The organism is Vibrio sp. EA2, from assembly GCF_033042495.1.
Lineage (GTDB): Bacteria > Pseudomonadota > Gammaproteobacteria > Enterobacterales > Vibrionaceae > Vibrio.
In genome coordinates, this window is sequence record NZ_JAWLID010000015.1 from 40,711 (window position 1) to 63,264 (window position 22,554).

General features: G+C 44.5%; 16 protein-coding genes. 5 read left to right on the forward strand and 11 right to left on the reverse strand.

Annotated features, from left to right (window positions below):
- Window positions 1–20: 20 nt before the first annotated feature.
- Window positions 21–1,133: a helix-turn-helix domain-containing protein gene (locus tag RXX31_RS21115; protein ID WP_317591654.1), complete on the reverse strand. Its 1,113-nt coding sequence runs from the start codon at window positions 1,131–1,133 to the stop codon at window positions 21–23.
- A gap of 96 nt (window positions 1,134–1,229) precedes the next feature.
- Window positions 1,230–2,618 (reverse strand): glycoside-pentoside-hexuronide (GPH):cation symporter, encoded by a 1,389-nt coding sequence (locus RXX31_RS21120; protein ID WP_317591655.1) that lies wholly within the window; start codon window positions 2,616–2,618, stop codon window positions 1,230–1,232.
- A 336-nt stretch (window positions 2,619–2,954) separates the two neighbouring features.
- On the opposite strand from RXX31_RS21120, the gene xylA reads away from it, so the two are divergent.
- The 3 genes from xylA (at window position 2,955) to RXX31_RS21135 (ending at window position 6,465) form a co-directional block, all read left to right on the forward strand.
- Window positions 2,955–4,274 carry a xylose isomerase gene (gene xylA / locus RXX31_RS21125; protein ID WP_317591656.1) on the forward strand — a complete coding sequence of 440 codons (1,320 nt, stop codon included), beginning with the start codon at window positions 2,955–2,957 and terminating at the stop codon, window positions 4,272–4,274.
- 125 nt (window positions 4,275–4,399) lie between these two features.
- Window positions 4,400–6,016: a glycoside hydrolase family 43 protein gene (locus RXX31_RS21130; RefSeq protein ID WP_317591657.1), complete on the forward strand. Its 1,617-nt coding sequence runs from the start codon at window positions 4,400–4,402 to the stop codon at window positions 6,014–6,016.
- 248 nt (window positions 6,017–6,264) lie between these two features.
- A complete protein-coding gene (locus RXX31_RS21135) occupies window positions 6,265–6,465 on the forward strand; it encodes a hypothetical protein (RefSeq protein WP_234495797.1) in 201 nt (66 codons plus the stop codon).
- Window positions 6,466–6,621: 156 nt separating this feature from the next.
- On the opposite strand, the gene RXX31_RS21140 is transcribed toward RXX31_RS21135, so the two are convergent.
- From RXX31_RS21140 to RXX31_RS21160, 5 genes are all read right to left on the reverse strand, one after another.
- Window positions 6,622–8,088, reverse strand: a complete 1,467-nt coding sequence (locus RXX31_RS21140) for a glycosyl hydrolase (protein WP_317591658.1) — start codon at window positions 8,086–8,088, stop codon at window positions 6,622–6,624.
- A 104-nt stretch (window positions 8,089–8,192) separates the two neighbouring features.
- Complete coding sequence (locus tag RXX31_RS21145; RefSeq protein ID WP_317591659.1) at window positions 8,193–9,290, reverse strand: sn-glycerol-3-phosphate ABC transporter ATP-binding protein UgpC; 1,098 nt, start codon at window positions 9,288–9,290, stop codon at window positions 8,193–8,195.
- 21 nt (window positions 9,291–9,311) lie between these two features.
- Complete coding sequence (locus RXX31_RS21150) at window positions 9,312–10,139, reverse strand: carbohydrate ABC transporter permease (protein ID WP_317591660.1); 828 nt, start codon at window positions 10,137–10,139, stop codon at window positions 9,312–9,314.
- 9 nt (window positions 10,140–10,148) lie between these two features.
- Window positions 10,149–11,099 carry a carbohydrate ABC transporter permease gene (locus RXX31_RS21155; protein ID WP_234495794.1) on the reverse strand — a complete coding sequence of 317 codons (951 nt, stop codon included), beginning with the start codon at window positions 11,097–11,099 and terminating at the stop codon, window positions 10,149–10,151.
- Window positions 11,100–11,216: 117 nt separating this feature from the next.
- Window positions 11,217–12,482: an ABC transporter substrate-binding protein gene (locus RXX31_RS21160; protein ID WP_317591661.1), complete on the reverse strand. Its 1,266-nt coding sequence runs from the start codon at window positions 12,480–12,482 to the stop codon at window positions 11,217–11,219.
- 385 nt (window positions 12,483–12,867) lie between these two features.
- Between RXX31_RS21160 and RXX31_RS21165 the strand changes: the two genes are divergently transcribed.
- Window positions 12,868–14,904: a methyl-accepting chemotaxis protein gene (locus RXX31_RS21165; RefSeq protein ID WP_317591662.1), complete on the forward strand. Its 2,037-nt coding sequence runs from the start codon at window positions 12,868–12,870 to the stop codon at window positions 14,902–14,904.
- Between the two features lie 76 nt (window positions 14,905–14,980).
- Here RXX31_RS21165 and RXX31_RS21170 read toward each other — a convergent pair whose 3' ends face one another.
- Both RXX31_RS21170 and RXX31_RS21175 read right to left on the reverse strand, forming a co-directional pair.
- On the reverse strand, window positions 14,981–16,024 hold the full coding sequence (locus RXX31_RS21170) for an aldose epimerase family protein (protein WP_317591663.1): 1,044 nt from the start codon (window positions 16,022–16,024) through the stop codon (window positions 14,981–14,983).
- A gap of 280 nt (window positions 16,025–16,304) precedes the next feature.
- Window positions 16,305–18,053, reverse strand: coding sequence for a family 31 carbohydrate-binding protein (locus RXX31_RS21175; protein ID WP_317591664.1), 1,749 nt, complete (start codon window positions 18,051–18,053; stop codon window positions 16,305–16,307).
- 404 nt (window positions 18,054–18,457) lie between these two features.
- On the opposite strand from RXX31_RS21175, the gene RXX31_RS21180 reads away from it, so the two are divergent.
- The gene (locus RXX31_RS21180; RefSeq protein WP_317591665.1) at window positions 18,458–20,764 is read left to right on the forward strand and encodes a di-heme oxidoredictase family protein; all 2,307 of its coding nucleotides are present in this window, start codon (window positions 18,458–18,460) and stop codon (window positions 20,762–20,764) included.
- A 152-nt stretch (window positions 20,765–20,916) separates the two neighbouring features.
- On the opposite strand, the gene tnpA is transcribed toward RXX31_RS21180, so the two are convergent.
- Both tnpA and RXX31_RS21190 read right to left on the reverse strand, forming a co-directional pair.
- Window positions 20,917–21,327, reverse strand: a complete 411-nt coding sequence (gene tnpA, locus RXX31_RS21185) for an IS200/IS605 family transposase (RefSeq protein ID WP_317591673.1) — start codon at window positions 21,325–21,327, stop codon at window positions 20,917–20,919.
- Between the two features lie 269 nt (window positions 21,328–21,596).
- Complete coding sequence (locus RXX31_RS21190) at window positions 21,597–22,466, reverse strand: MalM family protein (RefSeq protein ID WP_317591666.1); 870 nt, start codon at window positions 22,464–22,466, stop codon at window positions 21,597–21,599.
- Window positions 22,467–22,554 lie beyond the last annotated feature (88 nt).

Consider the following 22,554-nt stretch of genomic DNA (forward strand, 5'->3'; position numbering starts at 1 on the left):
CAACTCAACTACTGCATAGTTTACAACACAACCACGGCATGCTTTGCATTGTGTTGACGGTACTTCGCCGGTGACAATCCTAGTTGCTTAATGAAAACTTGAGATAAATATGACTGACTGGGGTAACCACACTGTTTTGCAATACTCTCCATACGGTCATTTGTGGTCTCTAGCAGATGCTTAGCACGCTCTATACGGAGATTGGTAAGATATTGATGTGCAGTGACACCGTGAACGATTAGAAACCGAGTATCCAATGTCTTACGAGAGATTCGGCAGAAATCTGTGACCTGTTTGATCTTTATATTAGAGTGGAAATGATTTCGCATATAAAGCTCGGCTTTTACCACAACCTTATCTTCATCCCCTTCACTTGCAGTAGTTTTCGCATGAATGACTGTGTTTGATGAGAACAGCTTAGACACTGACCGCTTGTAACGAATTACTTGTTCTAGCGTCTCCATGCAGCTACGTCCAAGTTCAAACGGATCAAGCTCTACAGAACTTAGTGGCATAGGTGACAACAATCGCTCTGTGTCATCATAGTCAGTACCAATAATCGCGACTTGCTCTGGCACATTGATGTTTTCTAACTCGCATACCTCTGCTATGCGACGAGCTGACCTGTCTGACGAACAGTAAACACCCAAAGGAAACATTCGACTTTTAATGGCATCATGTACATTGTCACAATAGTTAAGAGAGTGTTTAGGGGCCGCTCTTTGAAACGCTTTGTTTCGCTCTTGACTCCATGGTGTGACAAGATCTTGCTGGTTTGCGAAGTAGCCGACATGCATAAGACCGCTTTTTGCAAATGTACGGATCGCTAAGCGAGCAAGCCCTTCATTATCGAGAATGACAGAAGACAAAGTATCAGGGAGATCAACCGGCGAATGATTGGCATACACCACACGCTTTGCGCCCAATGTATCAACGAGGTGTTTTACTGCTGGTTTATTGTAATCCGCAATAACGTAGTCCCAGTTTTCGCTGAGTATGTAGTCTAAGTTACTCGCACATTCTAAATAAAGACTGAGCTTGAGATCGGACTCATCAGAACGAGCTTTGATACCCTTAAGCACTTGGCGGTCAAAATAGACCATGCTGTCGAGAAGAATAAGCAGCTTTTTCATAACTTACTTCCTAAGATTAGTGCTAAAAAAAGCCCTACTGGTGAGTAGGGCTTATAACGGCTTATCAGGAGCGACAAGACGTTTTAGGGGTTCTCATTAGCCGAGCTCTGCATTGTGAGCAACAGGTTTACGTTGTTCGTTCTCTTTCGCATCAAGAACAAGGAGTGCTTTGATCTTCTCTAGATGCTCGTTGTCCAATTTGTAGAACATCATAAATACCGCGATAGAAGCGAAGAATACGCCTGGTATTACCGTGTAAAGTAAATTGATAGCCGTCACTGCCTCTGCAGTTTGCGTCTCTGCACCACCCACGTAACCTGACCAAGCGAGAATCCAACCTACTGCTGCACCACCAATCGCAATACCGAGTTTAATAGCAAATAGATTGGTCGAGAAAACCATACCGCTTAATGAGCGATTGCTGCGCGTTTTCTCGTAATCAACAACATCCGACATCATGCTCCATAGAATTGGCGTTGTACTCATTTGAACCACACCTAGAATAATCACTAGGGCAAACACCATAAAGACATTCTGAGGGTCGACTAAGAACAGAACCGCTGATAAGAAACCTGAAGCAACAATCAGTGCACGGTATACCTTTGGCTTGTCGTATTTGCCAAGCACTGGCGCAGAGAATATCGCACCAACGATGTTAGCTAGCATCCCGGTAACCATAAAGGCAGTAGCAAGATCCGCTCGTCCCATAACCGTGTTCACGTAGTACATGGTGGAAGCACCCTTAAGAACGATGCCGGTCAGAAGGACAACATTGACGATAAACAATACGCGCCACTGGTTATTCTTCATTAGAAGCTTAAGGTCTAACCATACAGACTGCTTCTCTTCGATTTCTGGAACGCAACGCTCCTTTGTATTCGCAAAGCTAAAGAAGAATAAACCAATCGCACCGAGCCCCATTATTGCCATGGCGCCCATATAGCCTTTCTGTACATCGCCTTGGCCGATAACGTCAACAAGTGGTAGTGCGACCATAGCAACGACCAAACCACCAGCCGTACTTAACGCAAAGCGGTAAGACTGCAATGAGGTACGTTCTTCAGAATCGTTGGTCATGGCGTTTGCCATTGCACAATACGGCACGTTAATTGCCGTGTACATTAGCGTCAAAAAGATATAAGAAACATAGGCATAGACGATTTTACCTGTCTCGCCAAAGTCCGGTGTAAAGAAGGCAGCCATACAAGCCCCACCAAACGGAATGGCTATCCATAATAGGTAAGGACGATAACGGCCATGCTTCGATTTTGTTCTATCTACAATCGAGCCCATGATTGGGTCAGTTACCGCATCAATGAAGCGGACTAACAAAAACATGGTTCCCATATGTGCAGGCGACAAACCGTAAATATCGGTATAAAAATATGCAAGAAATAGCATTACTGTCTGCCATACAAAGTTGCAGCCAGTATCGCCTAACCCATAAGCTATCTTCTCTTTAACGGATAACTTGATAGTAATCATTTTAATTCTCCGGGTACCTAATGTGTCTGTCCCACATTCTTGTCGCTGCGATAAATTAATTCAATTTATCCAATCTGGTTACTAATTTACGATATTTTCCATATGTGATTCAAATCGCCTAATCGCATATATAAAAAATCTCAAACCAATACAAATCAATAACTTAGAAGGCAACAAACCTCATAAAATTGAAAAGCAAACATTATTTATGAGAACTAGAGCACATTTAGCAAATAGGTGAAATTTGGTATCAAAAATCATAATTGATGGCGTGGTCGAAAAGGTTGAATATTGAATACGAACGAAGTCCACAACCAAAAAATTGGAAATTAGGCTATGACTGAATTTTTTAAAAACATCAATAAAATCAGATTTGAAGGAAAGGAGTCGACTAATCCTTTAGCGTTTCGTCATTACGATGCGGATCGCATGATTCTCGGTAAGTCGATGAAAGAGCACCTTCGCTTTGCAGCTTGTTACTGGCATAACTTCCGCTGGCCTGGTTCAGACGTGTTTGGTGACGGTACTTTCGACCACGAGTGGTTAAAAGTAACAGACCCAATGGAACATGCACGCGTTAAAGCGGATGCAGCGTTTGAGTTTTTCTCAAAACTGGATGTTCCTTACTACTGTTTCCACGATACAGATGTTGCACCAGAAGGCAATTCTATTAAAGAGTATGTGAACAACTTCCAAACTATGGTTGACGTACTAGAGCAGAAGCAAGAAGAAACAGGTCTTAAACTGCTTTGGGGTACGGCTAACGCGTTCTCTCACCCACGTTATTTGTCAGGTGCGGGCACAAACCCAGATCCAAAAGTATTTGCTTATGCAGCTACTCAGATTTTCAACGCAATAGGTGCTACAAAACGCCTTGGTGGTGAAAACTACGTATTGTGGGGTGGTCGTGAAGGCTATGAAACACTGCTAAACACAGACCTACGTCAAGAGCGTGAGCAGCTAGGTCGCTTGATGCAGATGGTTGTTGAGCACAAACACAAGATTGGCTTTAAAGGCGCAATCCTAATTGAACCTAAGCCACAAGAGCCAACTAAGCACCAATACGACTACGACACAGCAACGGTTTACGGTTTCTTGAAGCAGTTTGGTCTTGAGAACGAAATCAAGGTGAACATCGAAGCTAACCACGCAACGTTAGCGGGTCACAGCTTCCACCACGAAGTGGCAACAGCGACATCTCTAGGTCTATTCGGCTCTATCGATGCTAACCGTGGTGACGCTCAGCTTGGATGGGATACTGACCAATTCCCTAACAGCGTTGAAGAAAACACACTAATTATGTACGAAATCCTAAAAGCGGGTGGTTTCACTACTGGTGGCTTTAACTTCGATGCACGTGTTCGTCGCCCTTCAATCGACCTAGAAGATCTGTTCCACGGTCACATTGGTGGTATGGACGTGATGGCTCTGTCTCTAGAGCGTGCCGCTGACATGATTGAGAACGACGTTCTATCTAAGAATATTGCACAGCGTTATTCAGGTTGGAACGAAGATCTTGGCAAGAAGATCCTAACGGGTGATTTCAATCTAGAACAGGTGGCTAAGTACGCTATAGATAAGAACCTATCTCCAGTTAAAGAGTCTGGCCGTCAAGAACATCTAGAAAACATTGTGAACGGGTTCATCTACAAGTAATCCTTGTGTGAACATTTGCTTCAAGCCCAAGTATAATCGGGGGATGTGCTTGGGCTTTTTTATTGCGTGCGTGTTGAGCTTTTTCAACACCTTTCTTGATGCCCTCTCTTTAAGAGTATTTTCCAATGACGCAAACTATTCAAAATCCTGTTCTTAGAGGCTTTAATCCTGACCCATCCATCGTCCGTGTTGACGACGACTACTATATAGCAACGTCAACGTTCGAATGGTTTCCTGGTATTCAAATCCATCACTCTAAAGACATGGTCAACTGGCGCTTAGTCGGTCATGTACTAACTCGTACCTCTCAACTCGATATGACTGGTATGGACAACTCAGAGGGTGTGTACGCTCCCGCACTAACCTATGCGGATGGTAAATTCTGGGTGTGTTTTTCGAATGTACACTCTTGCCGTGGTGGTAACTGGATGGCAACACCAAGCTTTGTGGTGACCGCAGACAATATTGAGGGTCCTTGGAGTGAGCCAACACCGATCGGTAACTACGGTTTTGACCCATCGCTATTTCATGATGACGATGGCAAAAAATACATGCTAAACATGATCTGGGATGGCCGAGCAAAAACCAACTTCTTCGGCGGCATCGTCATGCAAGAGTTCGATGCCGAGCGTGGTGAGCTCGTGGGTGAACTTCGAAACATCTTTGAAGGGACGTATCTGGGCTGTACAGAAGGTCCACAGATGCTCAAGAAAGATGGTTACTATTATCTCATCACTGCAGAGGGTGGCACTGAACGCAACCATGCAGTGACAGTTTGCCGTTCAAAGAATGTTTGGGGACCTTACGAGGTGCATCCAGATAATCCAATTCTAACAAGTCGTTTCCAAGAAGACGCTGAACTATCTCGCGCTGGTCACGGATTTTTAGTCGAAACTCAACAAGGCGAATGGTACTTAAGCCACCTCTGTGGTCGACGTATTCCAAATCCTGAGGGCTATCAGTTTATTCCTAAGTATGACAATGGCTTCTCTATCCTTGGACGCGAGAGCGCGATCCAAAAAGCACATTGGGAAAATGGATGGCTATATGTAACTACAGGTAAAACGCCAGTCGTTGAGGTTATAGCGCCTGAACTCGAACCTTGCCCTTGGCCAGAACTGCCAGAGATCGACAACTTTGATTCACCAGAGCTTGATATCAACTTCCAGACATTAAGAGAGCCGTTAGATGAATCTTGGGCTTCACTTACTGAAAAGCCAGGTTACCTTAGACTAAAAGGACGTCACTATTTAAGTTCTCGTTATCAAAATAGCTTGGTTGCACGCCGATTCCAAAGCCACTACGCAACAGTAGAAACTAAGTTGGAGTTTAATCCAACAACGCCTTACGAAATGGCGGGGCTAAGTGCTTATTATGCTCGAAATGGTCACTATTTCTTGAAGATGACTGCTAACGATGCCGGCGAGAAAGTGCTACAGATTGCGGGAAATATTAACGATGTTTATAGCGAGTATAGTGAAGAGGTCCGTATTGGTGATAGCGATGCGGTCTATCTTCGCCTAGAGCTTAAGTGCCAGTGGTATCAGTTCTGTTATTCACTTGATGGTGAAAACTGGCTAACTATTGGTCCTGCGCTCAACAGTACCCCTTTATCTGACGAAGGTGGACCGGATATCTTTAGATTCACAGGTAGCTTTGCAGCGCTGTTTGCTTGCGACATTACAGGCAGAATGCAGCCCGCGGATTTTGACTACTTCAGCTATGAGGAACACGAAGCGTAAGCCTTAGTTCACTGATTATTGCGATCGATTGAAATACCAATAGCATCTCATTACTAAACCATGGCTATCGAGCTTCTGTTCGATAGCCATTTTTTATGTTGCACGTTCGTAAACCAAGCTCTTATTCTGATCTATTAATTACGATCATTAAAATTTTATGAAATTTAATTACGGACATTGATCACATTTTTATTTCATTGTATAGTTATTACACCAACTTTGGTAACAAACTTACAAGAAATGCTAGTATGCTATCAGTAATTAAGAATCTATTCGTACCAACAAAAGACTACGCAGGCCGTAACATTGACGCAGTGATCGAACGACTAGCAGCGCAAACTAACACAGATGTCCACGCTTGGTCGTACCTAAACGAATCAGCCGTGTATGAAAATACAAAGACGGGAATGCGCGTTTATCGTCACGAGGTATCAAAACGTGCTGCATAATAATCTATCAATTCTAAATCAATCAGGGTGGACGGTGTCGTCCACCTTAGATCAGCTCTAATCCTCCCCAAGCCTCAACCTTACTGCGAAAAAACAAAAAAGCGCCACGTAAACGCAGCGCCTTTAAACATCAGAGTTTCCGCGACCTTTCGACAATTATCGTCTGTCAAAAACCACATAGTCTGTGTTTAATGCCGTATCACCAGTTTCCCACTGGATGGCTACATCAGCCCCTTCTGGGATATCAACTCGCATCTCTACTTTGTTGTATGTTCCAACCCAAGAGCCTGTCGAATCGAACTCTATGTCATACGCTCGTTGACCGTTGACAAACAGGCCAATCTTACCTGACCGTTCCGACGCATAACGAATCACAAAATAGTTAGACTGAGGGACCCCACTAAAGGTCAAAGAGTCACCCTGCTGATACATATATGCCATCCCTTTGCCGCCAGTCGCAGCGCCATCTGGGTAGATGCGTACATTACCGGTAGGCGTCGCATCTTCAGCCTGCCATTGGTTTTCTTGAGGTACTGTATCCTCAGCGGCTTTATTTCGTGCTTGCTTCAACTCATCGTAGTCATCTGGAAGCAAAAAGATTGGTGGAATGGCAACCGTTGAAGTGACCAACCACTCTTTTCTCTTGATGGTTCTGCGCCATTTATTCGCGATATATAAATTCGATTGAAGGCGTGTGTCACCCCAACCTTGACCTTTCCACATCGGCTGTACATCCCAGTCGGCATTGATGTACGCGATGATTTTGATAACGTCTTGGTTTTCTTTTAGATGATTCAAAAAAGGCTTGAACCAGCTATCCCATGTTTTCTTACCATCATCCAGCATCAGGTTATAACCGCGCGGAGTAAGCTCTGCAATCATTACCGGTTTGCCACGTTCACGAGCAATGCGTAGCATCTCTTGGCCCGCCAGTTTTGGGTCGTGATTGAAGTATGAGTAGGCTATCCAGTCTACATAAGCATCGCCTGGATAGTAGCTCAATAGTTCCTCTCTATCCTCTTCATAACCACTGGATTGCCACACGTATTCAACGTTATCAACATTAAGTTTGTTTAGACCATCCACAATACGTCGGTATGCCTCTTTATAATCATCAGAAGCGTAACCATTCCAACTACCCTCAAACTCATAGCCGATTCGCAGGTACACCGTTCTTTCTGATTGACTGATCCAGTTAGCCAATTTGGATATGTTACTGTCTAACTTACCCGCGTTGATATCATCAAGTTGGTCTACCAAGTAGAGTCCCATAGCGATATCAACGCCTTTAAACGCGTCACTTTCTAAGTATAGGTTTGCATGGTTATCACCCGCGCCGTAGTTCACCTTATGCTCTAGACCTTCAAGATCTTTTAGACTGGTATAAACCGTTACACCGCTTGGGATACCAAAATAGTCAACATAACCTTGGTCGTAGTCTTCTAATCCGCCGACCGCGCCGAGGTCTTGACCCACAAATAGCTCGATGGGTTTCTCTGCGATATCCGAAGGTAAAGCTTTCGGTGCCGTGTCCACAGTCACTGTGCTTGGCTGACTGCTACACCCCGCAATAATGACCACGCTGGCCACAGAGGCAATAACAGGAGTAATGAGTTTTCTCATATAAAATCCTTTCTTTGAGGTAAAAAAAAGGCCCCGGAGGGCCTTTGGTATCCGATGAGTGTTTGCTTATCAAGTCTTGAGATTTAATGTCTGCTTAATGGCAATTAATGTGCGACATACACTGATTTTTCTTTGCTTGTGTCAAACACATGCAACTGTGCCCCATCTAGGTATAGATCAATTTGATCCCCCTCTTTCACCGCTTGTGTCGAAGGTGCTTCAACTACCAGACTATGGTCTCCAAATCGGTTCATTACCTGAATGGTTGAACCCAATAACTCATAGCTTTCCACTGTTGCTGTCACTTTTATTGGGTGCTCAAGAAGCTCTGGTGTTAAATGAACATCGCTTGGGCGAATCCCCATAGTGACTTTCTCTCTCTCTACTTGTGCATCAACATCGCCTGCTAGAGATAACTTCTGACCTGCTAGCTCTAGGTGCCAGCCACTATCGTCATTCGCAAGTTCAGCTGGCAATAGATTCATTGTTGGGCTGCCGATAAAACCAGCGACAAATTTATTCGCAGGGTTTTGGTAAATCTCTTTCGGTGTACCGACTTGCTCTATACGACCATCACGAAGAATGACAATGCGATCCGCTAAGGTCATCGCCTCTACTTGGTCGTGCGTCACATAGATGGTGGTCTTCTGGTGTTTCTTGTGAAGTGCCTTAATTTCGCTTCGCATCGCGTTTCGCAGTTTTGCATCCAAGTTTGATAGTGGTTCATCAAACAAGAATACCTCTGGCGTACGAACCATTGCACGGCCCATTGCCACACGTTGGCGTTGACCACCGGATAACGCTTTAGGCTTACGATCGAGTAGCGGCGTGAGCTGAAGCATGTCTGCTACAGGACGAACCTTATTCGCTATTTCCTCTTTGCTAACGCCTGCAAGTTTGAGTGCAAAGGCTATGTTTTCATACACTGTCATGTGCGGATAAAGCGCGTAGCTTTGGAATACCATTGCGATATTACGATCCTTTGGCTCTAGGTTGTTTACTACCTGACCACCAATCGAAATCTCACCACCGGTGATGTCCTCGAGTCCTGCAAGCATTCTCAATGTTGTGGACTTACCACAGCCTGATGGACCAAGAAATACGATGAATTCACCATCTTTAATATCTAGGTTGAAGTTCTTTACTATACGAACGTCGCCAGAATACACTTTCTCTAAATTCTTAAATGAAACTGAAGCCATTTTTGATAATTCCTTTCCTAATTAACCTTTCACCGCGCCGCCGGTCAAACCCGCAACTATGTATTTTTGTGCCAGCAAGAAGAATACGATCGCTGGGGTAATCGTTACCGATACATACGCAAGGATCTTGTTCCATGCAATACCGTACTCTCCGCGATACTTCATGATACCGAGGGTCCATGGATACATATCTTCAGTATTCAAAACGAGCAGTGGAAGTAGATAGTTGTTCCAACTGCCCACCAAGACAAATACCCCAACGGTTGCAAGTATTGGCGTCGATAGCGGAAGAATGATGTGTAGGTAGAACTTGGCATAACTACAACCATCAACACGTGCCGCATCAAATAACTCAGCTGGAAGCTGTTCAAAGAAGGTTCTAAATAAAAGGATGCTAAACCCAAGTCCAAACGCGACTTGCGGAATGACGATACCTGGTAAAGTATCAAGCAGCGCTAAGTCTCGAATACGCAGGAACAGGGGTAATATTGCCGCTGCCGCTGGGAACATCATCCCCATTAGAAAGTAGCTATAGACGTACTTGTAACCAGCAAATTTAATATGCGAGAACGTAAACGCCGTCATTGTTCCAACGAGTAGCGTGAGAATGACCGATAATGCAGCGATGATGAGAGAGTTCTTCATCAAAATCCAAATGCTACCATCAGCAAATACTGTCGCGTAGTGTTCGAGTTCCCACACTTCAGGGATACCAAATGGGTTAGTACGAAGCTCGCCGAGGCTTTTAAAGCCACCAAATAGCGTTGCCACCATCGGCAAAAGTACAAACCCGGCTACCAGCATCAAGAAGGACATTCTGAACCACTGAATATTCTTAATCTTTTCCATGATGAGCCCCTACTTCTTGTCTTCTTTCATGATTGTGTTCTGATAAGTGAATGCGAACACGACACAGGCTATAAACAATACGACACCAACAGCACTACCAAAGCCAACATTCATTCGTGTAATACCAAAGGTATATAGATAACTCACCAATGAGTGACTGCTATGCGATGGACCACCACCTGTTAATGGCATAATGAGATCGAAGGTTTGCAGTGCACCCAAGATACTGAAGAATATGGAAACCTTTATCCCCGACATAATAAGTGGGATCTTTACATGCCAAATAGCTTGCAGTTTTGAGGCTCCATCGAGCTTGGAGGCTTCGATCAGATCTTTAGGCACACCTTGAAGTGCAGCGATATAGATCATCATGTGGAAACCAAAATACTTCCAGACAATGACCACCAAAATAGCAGTAAATGCCCAATCTCTGTCAGCGAGAATGTACCAAGGGTCTGTGCCCAATGATTCGGCAATACCTGCCATCATTCCGTAGTCACCGTCGAAAACGAAACGCCAGATCAGACCCGCGACAACTTCTGCAAGAATGTAAGGCAAAAAGAAGATCAAGCGAAAGACGCTGTTTGACCAGCTTTGTTTGTAAATACTCAAGGCGACAATCAATGCCAAAGGCAACTGAATGACCAATGAAACTAAAATGATTTTTACTGTGTTCCACGCAGCGGTTTCAAACGCACTGTGCTTAAGAATTCGTGCATAGTTTTTAAACTCGACGAACTGTGTTGGTTCACCATAACCGTTCCACTTGAAGAAACTGTAATAGGCAGCTTCTCCGAGCGGTAACATGACAAAAACAGTAAACAGCAATAGTGCGGGCGGCAGGAAAAACACTAGGGTTAACAATCGATTTCCGTGATTTCTTTCTTTGAGCCAGTGGCCAAAACCAGCGGATTTACTTTCTTGAGGATCGTCAACCATGGCTGCTAACTTCTCACTCATACATACTCCTTAAATTGTGAGGTAAAGCTGGCTAATAGGTGAACGAAGTCCGACAAGGTCGGTATAGCCAGCTTTTACGAACACTAAATAACGTTAAACGTCATCCATTACGTTGAATTAACGCATCTCCCACGCTTCTTGCACTTGCTCAGCAGCCTCTTTCGGGGTTACATCGCCGTTAACGATGCCAACAGAGATGTCATTAACAACACCGCCAACATCTGCCCCTAGAGCTTGGTCAAAGAACACTTGGTGCCATTGCGCGCTTGAAATCGTTTGGGAAATTTTTTGCTTGAATGGGTTTTTCAGACCTTTGTCTGCACCTTTTGCAACTGGAATGATCTGGTCAATCTCCGCAAGCTTGGTCTGGCTGTTTTCGTTAAGGAAGAATTCCAACCATTTCGCAGCTTCTGGTTTAGCGCCCTTAGCAAAAGCGAAACCATTGATGCCACCTAGCGTATCACTACCCGCACCGGCACCACCTTTAAGTACAGGGAAGTTCATAAAGCCAAGGTCTGAGTCAACCACACCTTTCTTATCAACGGCTTGTTGTGCTTGGAAGTTATAATCCCAGTCACCCATTAGGTGGATAGCGGCTTTGTAGTCACCAAATAGACCTGCAGACTCACCATAACCCGCTGCCATAAAGCCAGGCTGGAAAGGTTCTAGCGCAGCCAGGCGTTTAAGTTCTTCACCTGCACGAACAAAGGCTTCACCAGCAAATCCGTCGCCTTGGTCTTGCATTGCTGCGGCAAACGCTTCTTGACCACCCGCTCGCATTGCTAGATAACTCCAGTAAAAGTGCATTGGCCACTTGTCTGCGCCACCCACTGCGATAGGAGTAATACCCGCTGCTTTTAGTTTCTCAATAGCGGTTAGGAACTCATCCCATGTTTGGATGCTTTCGCCATCGATCCCCGCTTGCTTGAACAATTTCTTGTTGTACCAAAAACCCACTTGGCTAACCATGTATGGCGCGCCGTACTGCTTGCCGTCAATTTTGAAGGCATTCATGCCCGCAGCAGACAGCTCTTGATTAAGAGTTGCAGAGTAACCTTCCATGTCTTCCAACAAACCAGACTCGGCGCGAACTTGGAAGTTACCACCGCCCCAGCTATAGAAAAGGTCAGGTTTTTGTTGTGACTGAAGTAGCGTTGGCAGTTTTGCTTTGAACGCTTCGTTCTCTAGAAACTCGAGGTTAACCTTGATGTCTGGGTTCTTTGCTTCAAAGTCTTTGGCAATCTCTTCCCATACACCAAGCACGTTCGGGTCCGTTTCGATGTGCATCATTCGAACCGTGGTGTCAGCGAATGCTGTAGAAGAAAGAAATAGGGAAATCGCTGTAGCACTAAACACTTTACTAAGTTTGTGGTTTCTTAGCATGGTATTACTCCATTTTTTAATTTTTATACAATATGACTCTCGAACTGGGTAAGCTTCACGTGAGAGTTACATATTATTTTTGTTGTTATGGAAACTTTGGCAAGCTTTGAAATGTGACCAGCGTAACACCAGATAATAAATAGCACTTTTCATAATGACATTACTAAATATTGTTACTCACTGGAAATAAATAGAATAAATGTGGTGAGAGATATAATAATACTTGCCATAGTTTTTGTTTCAATCCTTGAAAATATATTCAGAATTTAGACTGGTCGAATATGAGACATCCATCAATATCATTATCAATTAATCATACTTCACATCACACTTGGTATTATCGAACCAAAACTACAATTAAAGGACAATAATAGGAAGGAATCAGATGCTAAATTCTATAATAAAACAAATTATATTTGTCTTCGCGCTTATCTCTCTCAGTGTATTCTTATTGTCTGCCAGCGCATACCGAAATACACAACACATGACCGAGCAAATCGACAGTGTTGAATCTCAAGTTATCGACCCTCTCAATCAGTTTAACCAATTAAGGAATCGTCTTTTAGAAGCATCTAACTTAGTCGCGCTATACAACCCAGACACCTCGCGCCGAGATGAAAGCGTACGACAAAATGAAACCACGGCATTAGACAGCAGTGAACTCATTAATGAACTGGAGGCACTTGCTATTTGGCTATCAGCGCTCGATATCGTAAGTTGGTTGCCAACTCTCGAGCAAGTTAAACTCGACACGCTATCGACCACCCTAGCCGACTTCGTACCTCTGATGGAGGCACAGCTCGCAAGTAAGGATATCTCGGCGCAGGCCTCTATCGGTGCTCAGCTTAGTGCGGTTTTATACAGTCAATCGGCAGACACCATAGGAAACAACCTTAATAAACTGCAAGCAACAGAAGGGGTAAGAGAACGAGACATCCAATTTTTGCAGTTTCATTTTAATTCCGCCGATAAACTGATCCGTCAGATACTGTTACTTACTACAGCAGATGAAGTCTGGGTGGTTAAATCCGGGCTAGACCGACACAACCGTATGCTTGAAAAGAAAATCGACTTCATCGCCAAGAAAAACCCGGCATTTTCTCTAGAAGCAGCATCCATACTTGAACCGCTTTTTACAGCCATAAACTCCGCTGATGGTGTGCTGACACTGCACCTAAATAACTTAGAACAACAAAACGTGACTGTGGAGCAACAAACACTCTTAATGCAAGCCAACAGCTCCCTTAAGAGCCAGCTTAATGAAGTGGAAGCTCATCTCGTTTTAATGACACAGAACAAGATAAATAGCTCACGCCAATCCGCCATGACGGCGACACAGATGACATTAGGTCTGCTAGCGATGGCTTTGCTCATTGCCATAGGCGCGAGCTCACTGCTTACGCTTCGTATTCGCTCTGCTATGTCCAAACTCATCACCTCTTTAACTCGTATCGCTAATGGGCGTTTAACTAGCGAAGATATTCCCGTCAGTAAAGATGAGTTTGGGCAACTTAGTTCGGCAACGAACCAAGTGCAGAGCCACTTACTTGATATCGTGTCTCAGCTCCAATCCGGTTCTGAATCTTTATTGTCAGCGAGTCATACTATTGCGACTCGCACAGAACACACTGCGCAAGTCACTAACAAGCAGAATCTAAACATCGAAGCTATGTCTGTTTCTCTAGAGCAAATGAATCTCGCCATTCAAGAAGTTGCTTCGGCCGCAACCTCTACTCAAGATGCCATTGCTCGAGCGAAACTTAACGGTGATGAGTGCGCGGGAGTCACTAACAACAGCATCAACTCCATATTGTCGCTTGCCGAACAGCTTGGCCAATGTGATAAGAAAATGGACAGCTTGCTGGAGCGCAGTCAATCGGTTGAGTCCGTCTTACATGTTATTCAAAACATTGCAGAGCAAACTAACCTTCTTGCACTGAACGCGGCAATCGAGTCAGCTCGTGCTGGTGATCACGGCAGAGGGTTCTCTGTAGTCGCAAATGAAATTCGACAATTAGCAGAGAAGACTCAAAACTCAACCTTGACGATTCAATCTATTTTGGGTGACTTAAACGCTGAGATTGCTGATATCGCTACAGAAGTGCGTGAATGTGTGAGTCATTCACTACAAAACGCTGACGATGCTACCTTAGTTGGAAACAGTTATTCCAAGGTACTTGAAGACATTAATATTGTTAACGGCATGAGCATTCAAGTCAGCGCATCCGCCGAAGAACAAAGCATAGTGGCACGACAACTCGTTGAAAGCATGAATGAACTAAAAGACGAATCTGTGCAAATCAGCGACATGTGTCAGAAGACAGAGGCGCAGTGCCAAGAGCTAGAGAACGTCGTACAGATTAATACTCACATTATTCAAAGGTTCGATATCAGCACGAGTACAGACATCAAACCCACCTAACTTGAGCATTTATTATTGACCACAAAAAGGACAGTTTATTGACTGTCCTTTTTATTTATTGTCTTAAAACAGAATGTTACGCGTGACCCTCCACGCTCGCTTTAAACACCGTCGTAGAGTTAAAAGGACGATTAGGTGTTACTAGTACTTGATCAGCGATATCTGGCATATTGACTTGATTTGGGTAACTTTGGGTCTCGAAACAAAATCCCATATGTGTACCAAACGGTTTGCCGAATGAATTTTTATGGTCACCTAAGTGATTTCCAGTGTAGAACTGCATTGCGGGTCTATCTGACATCACCTCGAGGACAATCCCACCTGATTGCTCAAATGCCCACCCTACGGGTCTCAACCCCTCACCATTCAGAATAAAACAATGATCGTAGCCACCAGCGGAGACAAGCGCCGCTTCTTCTGTGGCAAAGCCCAAAGCAATTCGTTTCGGCTGAAGGAAGTCCATCGCAGTGCCCATCACGGAACGTGATTGCGTAGGGATTTGTTCAGCATTAGTATCCCAGTACTCGTCAGCATCAATAGCCACTATATGCCCCTGAACATCGTGCTTGCCTCCACTTAGATTGAAGTAAGCGTGATGCGTCAGATTAACGGGACAATCATCGTCCGATTCAACCCAATAGTGAACCGTCAGTTCATTAGCATCACTTAAACGATAGGTTACGCAAATCCTCAAATTGGCAGGATAACCACCCTCTCCTTTGTTTACCTGCGTCTCAAGCGTAACCCCCTGAGCCGCCAGGATAGTAACGTCCCAGCGACGTTTGTGAAGTTCACAGTCACCACCATGTAAATGGTTACTCTCTTCGTTCTGGCACAACTGAATAGTATTTCCAGCGTGATCATAGCGACCATTTTCAATACGATTACCCCAAGGTCCAACAACACCGCCCACGTACGCTTGTCCCGCTAGGTAATGCTCTGGACGGTTGTAACCAAGAACTATGTTTCTTTCTCTATGGTATCTATCTTTGAGTTTGAAGCTCACTATGGATGCGCCTAAGTCACTAATTTCGACGCGGACACCGTTACTGTTTTCTAAACAATACAGTGAGTAGTCGCCCCAGGCAGAAGGCTCGACTAATGTTGTTTTATGGTCCATATCCACTCCTTTTTTATTGCGATTTTAGAAAGCGGATGGCATTGCGCTATTATGATATTTAGCTCTAGGTTGATGTAAAATGATAACGATGTGCGAGATCACATCGTGAATGAAGAGTATGAAATGTTGTAAGGTAGAATTAAGAACTGACAACAAAAAGTATTACTACAAATAAGCTGTGCCTCATAACACATCATATGAAACCATGCCAGTAAAATTATATTGTCTTATTTAAATAAAAATAGAGAGGTTATTAACCCCCTCTATTTATAGTGGTAATTTATTGAGCGCAGCTAGTATTTCCGAACGTGATATTTTTCTCAGTAATAAACTGAGAGGCGCTGTCCTCTACTTTAAATGTAATCTTATAGTCACTACCTAAAGTTGCATTAAAACTACGGCTATAGCTATCTCCAGACTTATCACCTGGTACACAATAGTCATCTAAGCAGATATAGTTCCAACTTGCAGACCAACCAAGATCTTTATGAAATACCTCAATCTCTGTGTCCGAGCGATAATTGTAACCAAAATCAGCGCTACATTGACTGGGGTCGGTGCCGCCACCTGAACCATTGTCGCCATCACTTCCATTGTCACCGCCAGAGCCGTTATCGCCACCGCCTGGTGTGCCAGTAGAGCCACATTGTTTATTTTCAAAAGTGACAGACTTGTCGGTTATGAACTGCGATCCTCCATCTGCCACTTTAAACTCGATACCGTATGTCGATCCTAGCTGCGCATCAAACTGTTTGACGTACTCGTCATTCTTGAGTTCTCCATGCAAGCAGAGTCCGTTCAAACAGACGTAGTTCCATTCCGCTGACCAGCCATTATTTTTATGGAAAACTTCTATGGTTGAATCACTCACGTATCGGTACCCGAACTCTTCATTGCAAGGCTCTGGTGGATTCGTTCCTCCATTATCGCCACCACCGTTATCTCCACCGCCATTGTCACCACCGCCATTGTCACCACCGCCAGTTGAGCCATAGCCTAATGTCTCGAACAGTGTCTCAGAGTGGTTGATGTATTGTCCTTTCGCAATCTCCTGCTGCCAATTCGATTTGATCAATTCATTCGCCTGAACTCGGCTATCACCCCAATATCCCTCATTATAAGGAGCGGCCCAACGCCACTGGCTATCCCAGTCCGCGTTGATGTAGGTGAAACCTTTTACAATATCTGAGTTATCACTCATAAACTGGAAGTAAGGCGCAAACCATTCATCCCACAGCTGCTGAGAGGTTTTACTCTGTCGATTAGTACCCTTAGCTGGATCTGCTGAATAGGTAAGATCGGCAACTTGGTAACGTTGAGGCGTCGATTCATTTAAGAAAAGAGGTTTGCCTTTGCTTCGCGCAAACTGAGCGGCTTCATTAACACGATCCCAGTTACAATCTTGAGGAGCAAAATAAGATAGACCGACCCAGTCTACGTATTCAGAGCCCGGCCACCATTGATCAAGTTGACCACCTGGAGTCGGACAGTACGAAGCCACTTGCCACACTAAGGATATTTTCGCCTGATGTCCCAAAGCAATGATGCGATCATGGACATATTGGAAGCTAGTCACAATACCACTCGGCGAATGGCCATTCCATGGTCCATCAACCTCATATGCCCAGCGAAGATAAATAGGCCTATCGTAACCAGCAAGGGTATTTAATAACGTATCGATATTAGCGTTATATTGCCCGCTAGCAACCGCATCAACTTCACCATTCATCGACACGCCAACCACTAGCGCACTTGTTGGGTAAGCGTTAGCAAGTTCAGCAATATTGTTGCGACCAGCACCAGCATCCGCATCGGAATTCAGACCATCCAAATTGACGATTCCGACGTAGTTTGTCACACCCGCCGGTATTGTTCCCAAAGCACTTGCATAATCGTTTACGCTGTCCACGTCTTGACCGACAGAGACTAAAATACCACTCTCGGGCACTAACACTCCGTCCAAACTCCATGCTGACGCAGATAGTGACATTGCTCCTGCAGCGATTAATGACAAATAGGTTCGTTTCATTACTTTTCTCCATGTATGACGAATCGAGAAAGAGCATAGATTAAAAATGTCGATATATTATTTGAACAAAATCACACAAAAAAAATATAAAAATATAATCAGAAAAAATCATAATTGATATTGATTACTAAGATAATAACAAAGTTGATCTAACCAACGAAAAATACCTAGCAGCAATGACTCACATCACAAAAATACGTTGGTTATGAAAAGACCAAAAATAACTTACTAACAAAGCAAAATGTGATAATTGTCATCTGCGTAACAAGAAAAACAAATTCATCTCAAGTTAATTAAATTCGGTAAACGGCAAGTGAGTTTTCGCAATACCCTTCATCTCATCAGCTGCTAGAGATAATAGGGAAACCAAACCAATAACATCAATTAATATGGAAGTTAATGTTATGCATAAAAGCAAATACTCTCCTCCTAACCACAAATACCTAAAAGCATTAGGGTTAAGCTCTATAATCGTCGCCATATACAGTCCACTCTCTTACGCAGAAATCAACACCCGCATAGAATCAGGCAACCCTGCGATTGCGTATGCGGAAGATGGTGGTTGGACGGGCCAGTGGGCCTATTTGTGTGTCGATGATTACTGCGGTAGTGCACAGCTCGTCGATGGATTTTGGCAAAGGACGGTGACAGAGCAAGCCATTGTTACAGGCGAATCCTATCGATTGCAGCTAAAAGTCCAAGACAACGTGCTCTCACAGTACATTTCACCTGAATACACCATTACAGCAGACGCAGGCGGCGATGGAGGCGGTACAACCCCCCCCCCGATTGAACCCGACGCTCCTACAATCAGCGCAAGCGCTTCACCGAGCAATGCAACCGTCGGCGAAGTCGTTTCTATTTCTGCAACTGCTACTAGTGAACAGGCTTCAATCACAACACTTTCAGTTCGCGTAACCGCGCCAGATAATCAAATCGTATTTAACGAAACTATTTCACAAGCACAAGGTGCATGGCAATTCACACCGTCATTACAAGGGACTTATCAGGTTACCTACCAAGCTAGTGATAACCAAGGTGAAACGGGTCAGTTCACGGACTCTGTGTTCGCTCGGAATCCCGTTTCGGGCGGTGATGGTGTCGTAATTAACGAAATCGCGGAACGTTATCGTGTCCGACATGAACTCTCAGGTAATGACTTCAACAACTTTAATGTGGAGTATTGGGAAGGTCGCTTCGGTTCCTTTGTATTAGAGGACTATACTCAGCCAAGCGCGAGTGATTTAAGGCAATCAGCCTGTGGCACGACTGAACCTTGTGTTGTTGTGACATTAAACAGCGCAATACCGCTCGCAATGACCGATGTTTTTGGCAATGAAAAGTCTTGCAACCAACAAACACCTAACTGGCGTTACCACAAGATTTATGGTGATGAGACAAACTTCTCCTACGGCTATGTTATGGATGTGGTGTTAAACGATGGATCAGTTGTCCCTGCGTGCCAAGCAACTCGTGACCAACGAGCGACAGCCACGACATGGCGCGCCGTTATGCAACGTTGGCCTCATATCAATCGACCATTTGAAGCTGGCGAGCAGATTGAGTTTGAGACCACTATCAGCTTCGACCGAGCTCAAACAACAGGCGATAACGTCAATTACTACGGACAAACTTTTAGATACGTCTTGGGGCAAGGGTTGACAGTAAACAATCGCGATAGTGCAGTAGGACCACTCAACATTAATGACAGCTTCGCTCAGCTCGGTGGAGACACAACTGTACCGCAGCTCTCTGCAAGCGGTGGTGCACAGCAACGCTTAAGTTTTATGCAACATGCATATAATCTTGATAGAGGAAACGTACAATCATTGCTAGACGGACGTCGCCTGATCCACACTAACTTTACAACGGGTGATCACGTCGAGGAGTTCCTACCGGGTCCACAAGCCATCAACGGCAATCTACCTTTCCCTGAAATGGCAGGATTAACCACTGACCCCATTCAACCAAGCTGTACCCAATGTCACACGCTCAATGGTGTGGGAGATATGCAAGCAAGACAGGATGTTGTCCCCCCTAAGATGTTTGGTTTAGGTTTACTCGAGAACATCCCTCAAGAAACTATTGAACAATGGGCTCAGGAAAATGGAGGAACAGTTAACTACGTGACTGTAGAAGGACAACAGTACGTTGGCCGCTTTGGATGGCGAGCAGAGACTATGAGTGTTGAGCATCAAATCGCTAAGGCGTTGCATGACGATATGGGTATCGGCACCAGTTTCGAGGGCTTTGGCCCCATGGAGCTCGCAGATAATCATGTTCAAGATATGGTAGTGTATACAAAGCTTGTGGCCGTACCCACGCCTCGTCAAAACCTAACGACCATGCCTGGACATAACCGTTTCCAAGAATTTGGGTGTAACTCTTGCCACAAAATGACAGTGCAAACTGGTACTGACAGTGAATTTCCAGAGCTATCGAATCAGACGATTCATCCGTATACCGATTTACTCCTTCACGACCTTGGTGAAGGCCCATTCCGTACTGCCCCACTCTGGGGAATCGGTTTGAGCGGCTATGTAAAAAGTGGCGATGCCAACGCGCTGACGCTGATGCATGATGGACAAGCGACCAGCGTTGATGCTGTATTGCAAAGACACGGCGGTGATGCCCAAACTCAATCAGATAACTACTTCAATGCGAGCCAACAAGCTCGAAATGAACTGGTTGAATATCTGATGGCGCTTTAGGGTTTTCGTTGCTTTAGGGTTTTCGTAAGTATTGATAATTAACCAAGAAAAAAAATCCACCGGCATAGCCGGTGGTTTTTCATATGCGCCTGTAAGGCTTTCATGCTAGCCGCGCCCTAACAGGCGCTCAGTGATCTGACATTTGCATATGACTATCGCTTGCGGCCCGTAAACGGGCTATCTGGATATGGGATCGACAACTGGTCTCCCATTTTATCCTGCTCTAGTTGGTGCTTAATGTAGCCTTGGATCTTGCTGGTGTTTTTGCCCACCGTATCAACATAGTACCCTCGACACCAAAACTGCCGATTTCTATATTTGAACTTCAAGTCCCCAAACTGCTCATAAAGCATCAAGCTACTTTTTCCTTTCAGATATCCCACGAACGATGAAACACTCATCTTCGGCGGTATTTCCAAAAGCATATGAATATGATCTGGACAGCATTCCGCTTCGATTATATTCACATTTTTCCACTCACATAATTTTCGAAGTATCTCGCCTACTGCCCTTCGCTTCTCTCCGTAGAACACCTGCCTTCTATACTTCGGTGCAAAAACTATATGATATTAACAATTCCATCTCGTGTGCGCTAAGCTCTTTTCGTCCCCCATTGGGGCCCCCTTTCAATTCTTGATTAACTCTTGTAGTTGCCAGACCACAAGTTGTTTGTATCAAATTGAAAGGGGCTAGATAACTGGCTTATAGCTGAAAGCTTAACGGAACCCCCAGCAAAGCTGGGGGTTTTCTGGTTACAAGAAAGCCCGCAATTGATATTGCGGGCTTTTAGTTTTAAAAAAAGAGTGGAGTCAGAAGCACTAAGACAATATGCCTAGCCTTCAAAATTCTTCATCGCTTCGACAAACGTCTCTCTTGCCGTGGGCGATCCTTGCTTTTCGGCTTGCTTCATTATATCCAAAGCACGATCAAACTCACCGGCTCGAACGGCTGCGCGAATTCTGTCATCGAACAACTCAACGAACTCTGTAACCACCACGGCAGCGAGTGCCGCTTCTCGGTCTTGCTGTTGTTGTTGTTGTTTTGACTCTTGTCTTACTACGGGACCAGAATAGTCGAGCTCAAGCTCCACAGTTCCAACTGCTGCATGTGGGATATTCCACTCTGTGTTAGCCGCGAGATTTGCCTCTACACTCCCAGATCGAATCGCAGAGTCACTTGAAGGTTTAATTAGTGTAGAGTTCTTAAGGTCTTTATCCGTCGTGAAAATGACCAAGTAACGGGGTGACTTCCCATTCGGGTATTTTTGGGAAATCGTTTTTTCCATCGCGTAGTGTGTGGAGTACATAATTCCACTGTTGCGATAGCTCAAATCCGAACTAGAGAGTACATCCAGTGCTTTGTATTCATTGTCTAAAATAAGGATCGATGGGACAAAGACTTGATTACCAACTAGAGAGATAGCCTCTAAGTTCGCCTCTCCATCAAAAACTGGGAGTTCATAGCCTTTCACGTAACTGACTCCACTTACTAAACCTACTTTCTGTGAGTTAGTATCAATAACCGCAGTGAGATCACCCGCTTTGGTAATCGGTTCATAACTCACTTTACTCAGCGTGGTACAACAATCCTTTTGACGACTTAGCTCGGTAATGCCTAAAGGGCTAGATTCACTAGTTTGAACTTGTGAAGACGTACATCCTATCAAAGACGCGACGACGGCAGCTAAAAACACACGTTTCATTGAACTCCTCCATGTGGAAACTAATCAAGCTAAATAACTCAGGTTAAATCTATCACGTCATATTTTTGTAGAAGCAATAAAACCATCA

What these genes read in the sequence shown, in the direction of transcription:
- RXX31_RS21160 (WP_317591661.1), bottom strand. Translation starts at nt 12,482, where the DNA reads ATGCTAAGAAACCACAAACTTAGTAAAGTGTTTAGTGCTACAGCGATT.
- RXX31_RS21115 (WP_317591654.1), bottom strand. Translation starts at nt 1,133, where the DNA reads ATGAAAAAGCTGCTTATTCTTCTCGACAGCATGGTCTATTTTGACCGC.
- RXX31_RS21150 (WP_317591660.1), bottom strand. Translation starts at nt 10,139, where the DNA reads ATGGAAAAGATTAAGAATATTCAGTGGTTCAGAATGTCCTTCTTGATG.
- RXX31_RS21135 (WP_234495797.1), top strand. Translation starts at nt 6,265, where the DNA reads ATGCTATCAGTAATTAAGAATCTATTCGTACCAACAAAAGACTACGCA.
- RXX31_RS21130 (WP_317591657.1), top strand. Translation starts at nt 4,400, where the DNA reads ATGACGCAAACTATTCAAAATCCTGTTCTTAGAGGCTTTAATCCTGAC.
- RXX31_RS21120 (WP_317591655.1), bottom strand. Translation starts at nt 2,618, where the DNA reads ATGATTACTATCAAGTTATCCGTTAAAGAGAAGATAGCTTATGGGTTA.
- RXX31_RS21170 (WP_317591663.1), bottom strand. Translation starts at nt 16,024, where the DNA reads ATGGACCATAAAACAACATTAGTCGAGCCTTCTGCCTGGGGCGACTAC.
- RXX31_RS21175 (WP_317591664.1), bottom strand. Translation starts at nt 18,053, where the DNA reads ATGAAACGAACCTATTTGTCATTAATCGCTGCAGGAGCAATGTCACTA.
- RXX31_RS21145 (WP_317591659.1), bottom strand. Translation starts at nt 9,290, where the DNA reads ATGGCTTCAGTTTCATTTAAGAATTTAGAGAAAGTGTATTCTGGCGAC.
- RXX31_RS21140 (WP_317591658.1), bottom strand. Translation starts at nt 8,088, where the DNA reads ATGAGAAAACTCATTACTCCTGTTATTGCCTCTGTGGCCAGCGTGGTC.
- xylA (WP_317591656.1), top strand. Translation starts at nt 2,955, where the DNA reads ATGACTGAATTTTTTAAAAACATCAATAAAATCAGATTTGAAGGAAAG.
- RXX31_RS21190 (WP_317591666.1), bottom strand. Translation starts at nt 22,466, where the DNA reads ATGAAACGTGTGTTTTTAGCTGCCGTCGTCGCGTCTTTGATAGGATGT.
- RXX31_RS21165 (WP_317591662.1), top strand. Translation starts at nt 12,868, where the DNA reads ATGCTAAATTCTATAATAAAACAAATTATATTTGTCTTCGCGCTTATC.
- RXX31_RS21155 (WP_234495794.1), bottom strand. Translation starts at nt 11,099, where the DNA reads ATGAGTGAGAAGTTAGCAGCCATGGTTGACGATCCTCAAGAAAGTAAA.
- RXX31_RS21180 (WP_317591665.1), top strand. Translation starts at nt 18,458, where the DNA reads ATGCATAAAAGCAAATACTCTCCTCCTAACCACAAATACCTAAAAGCA.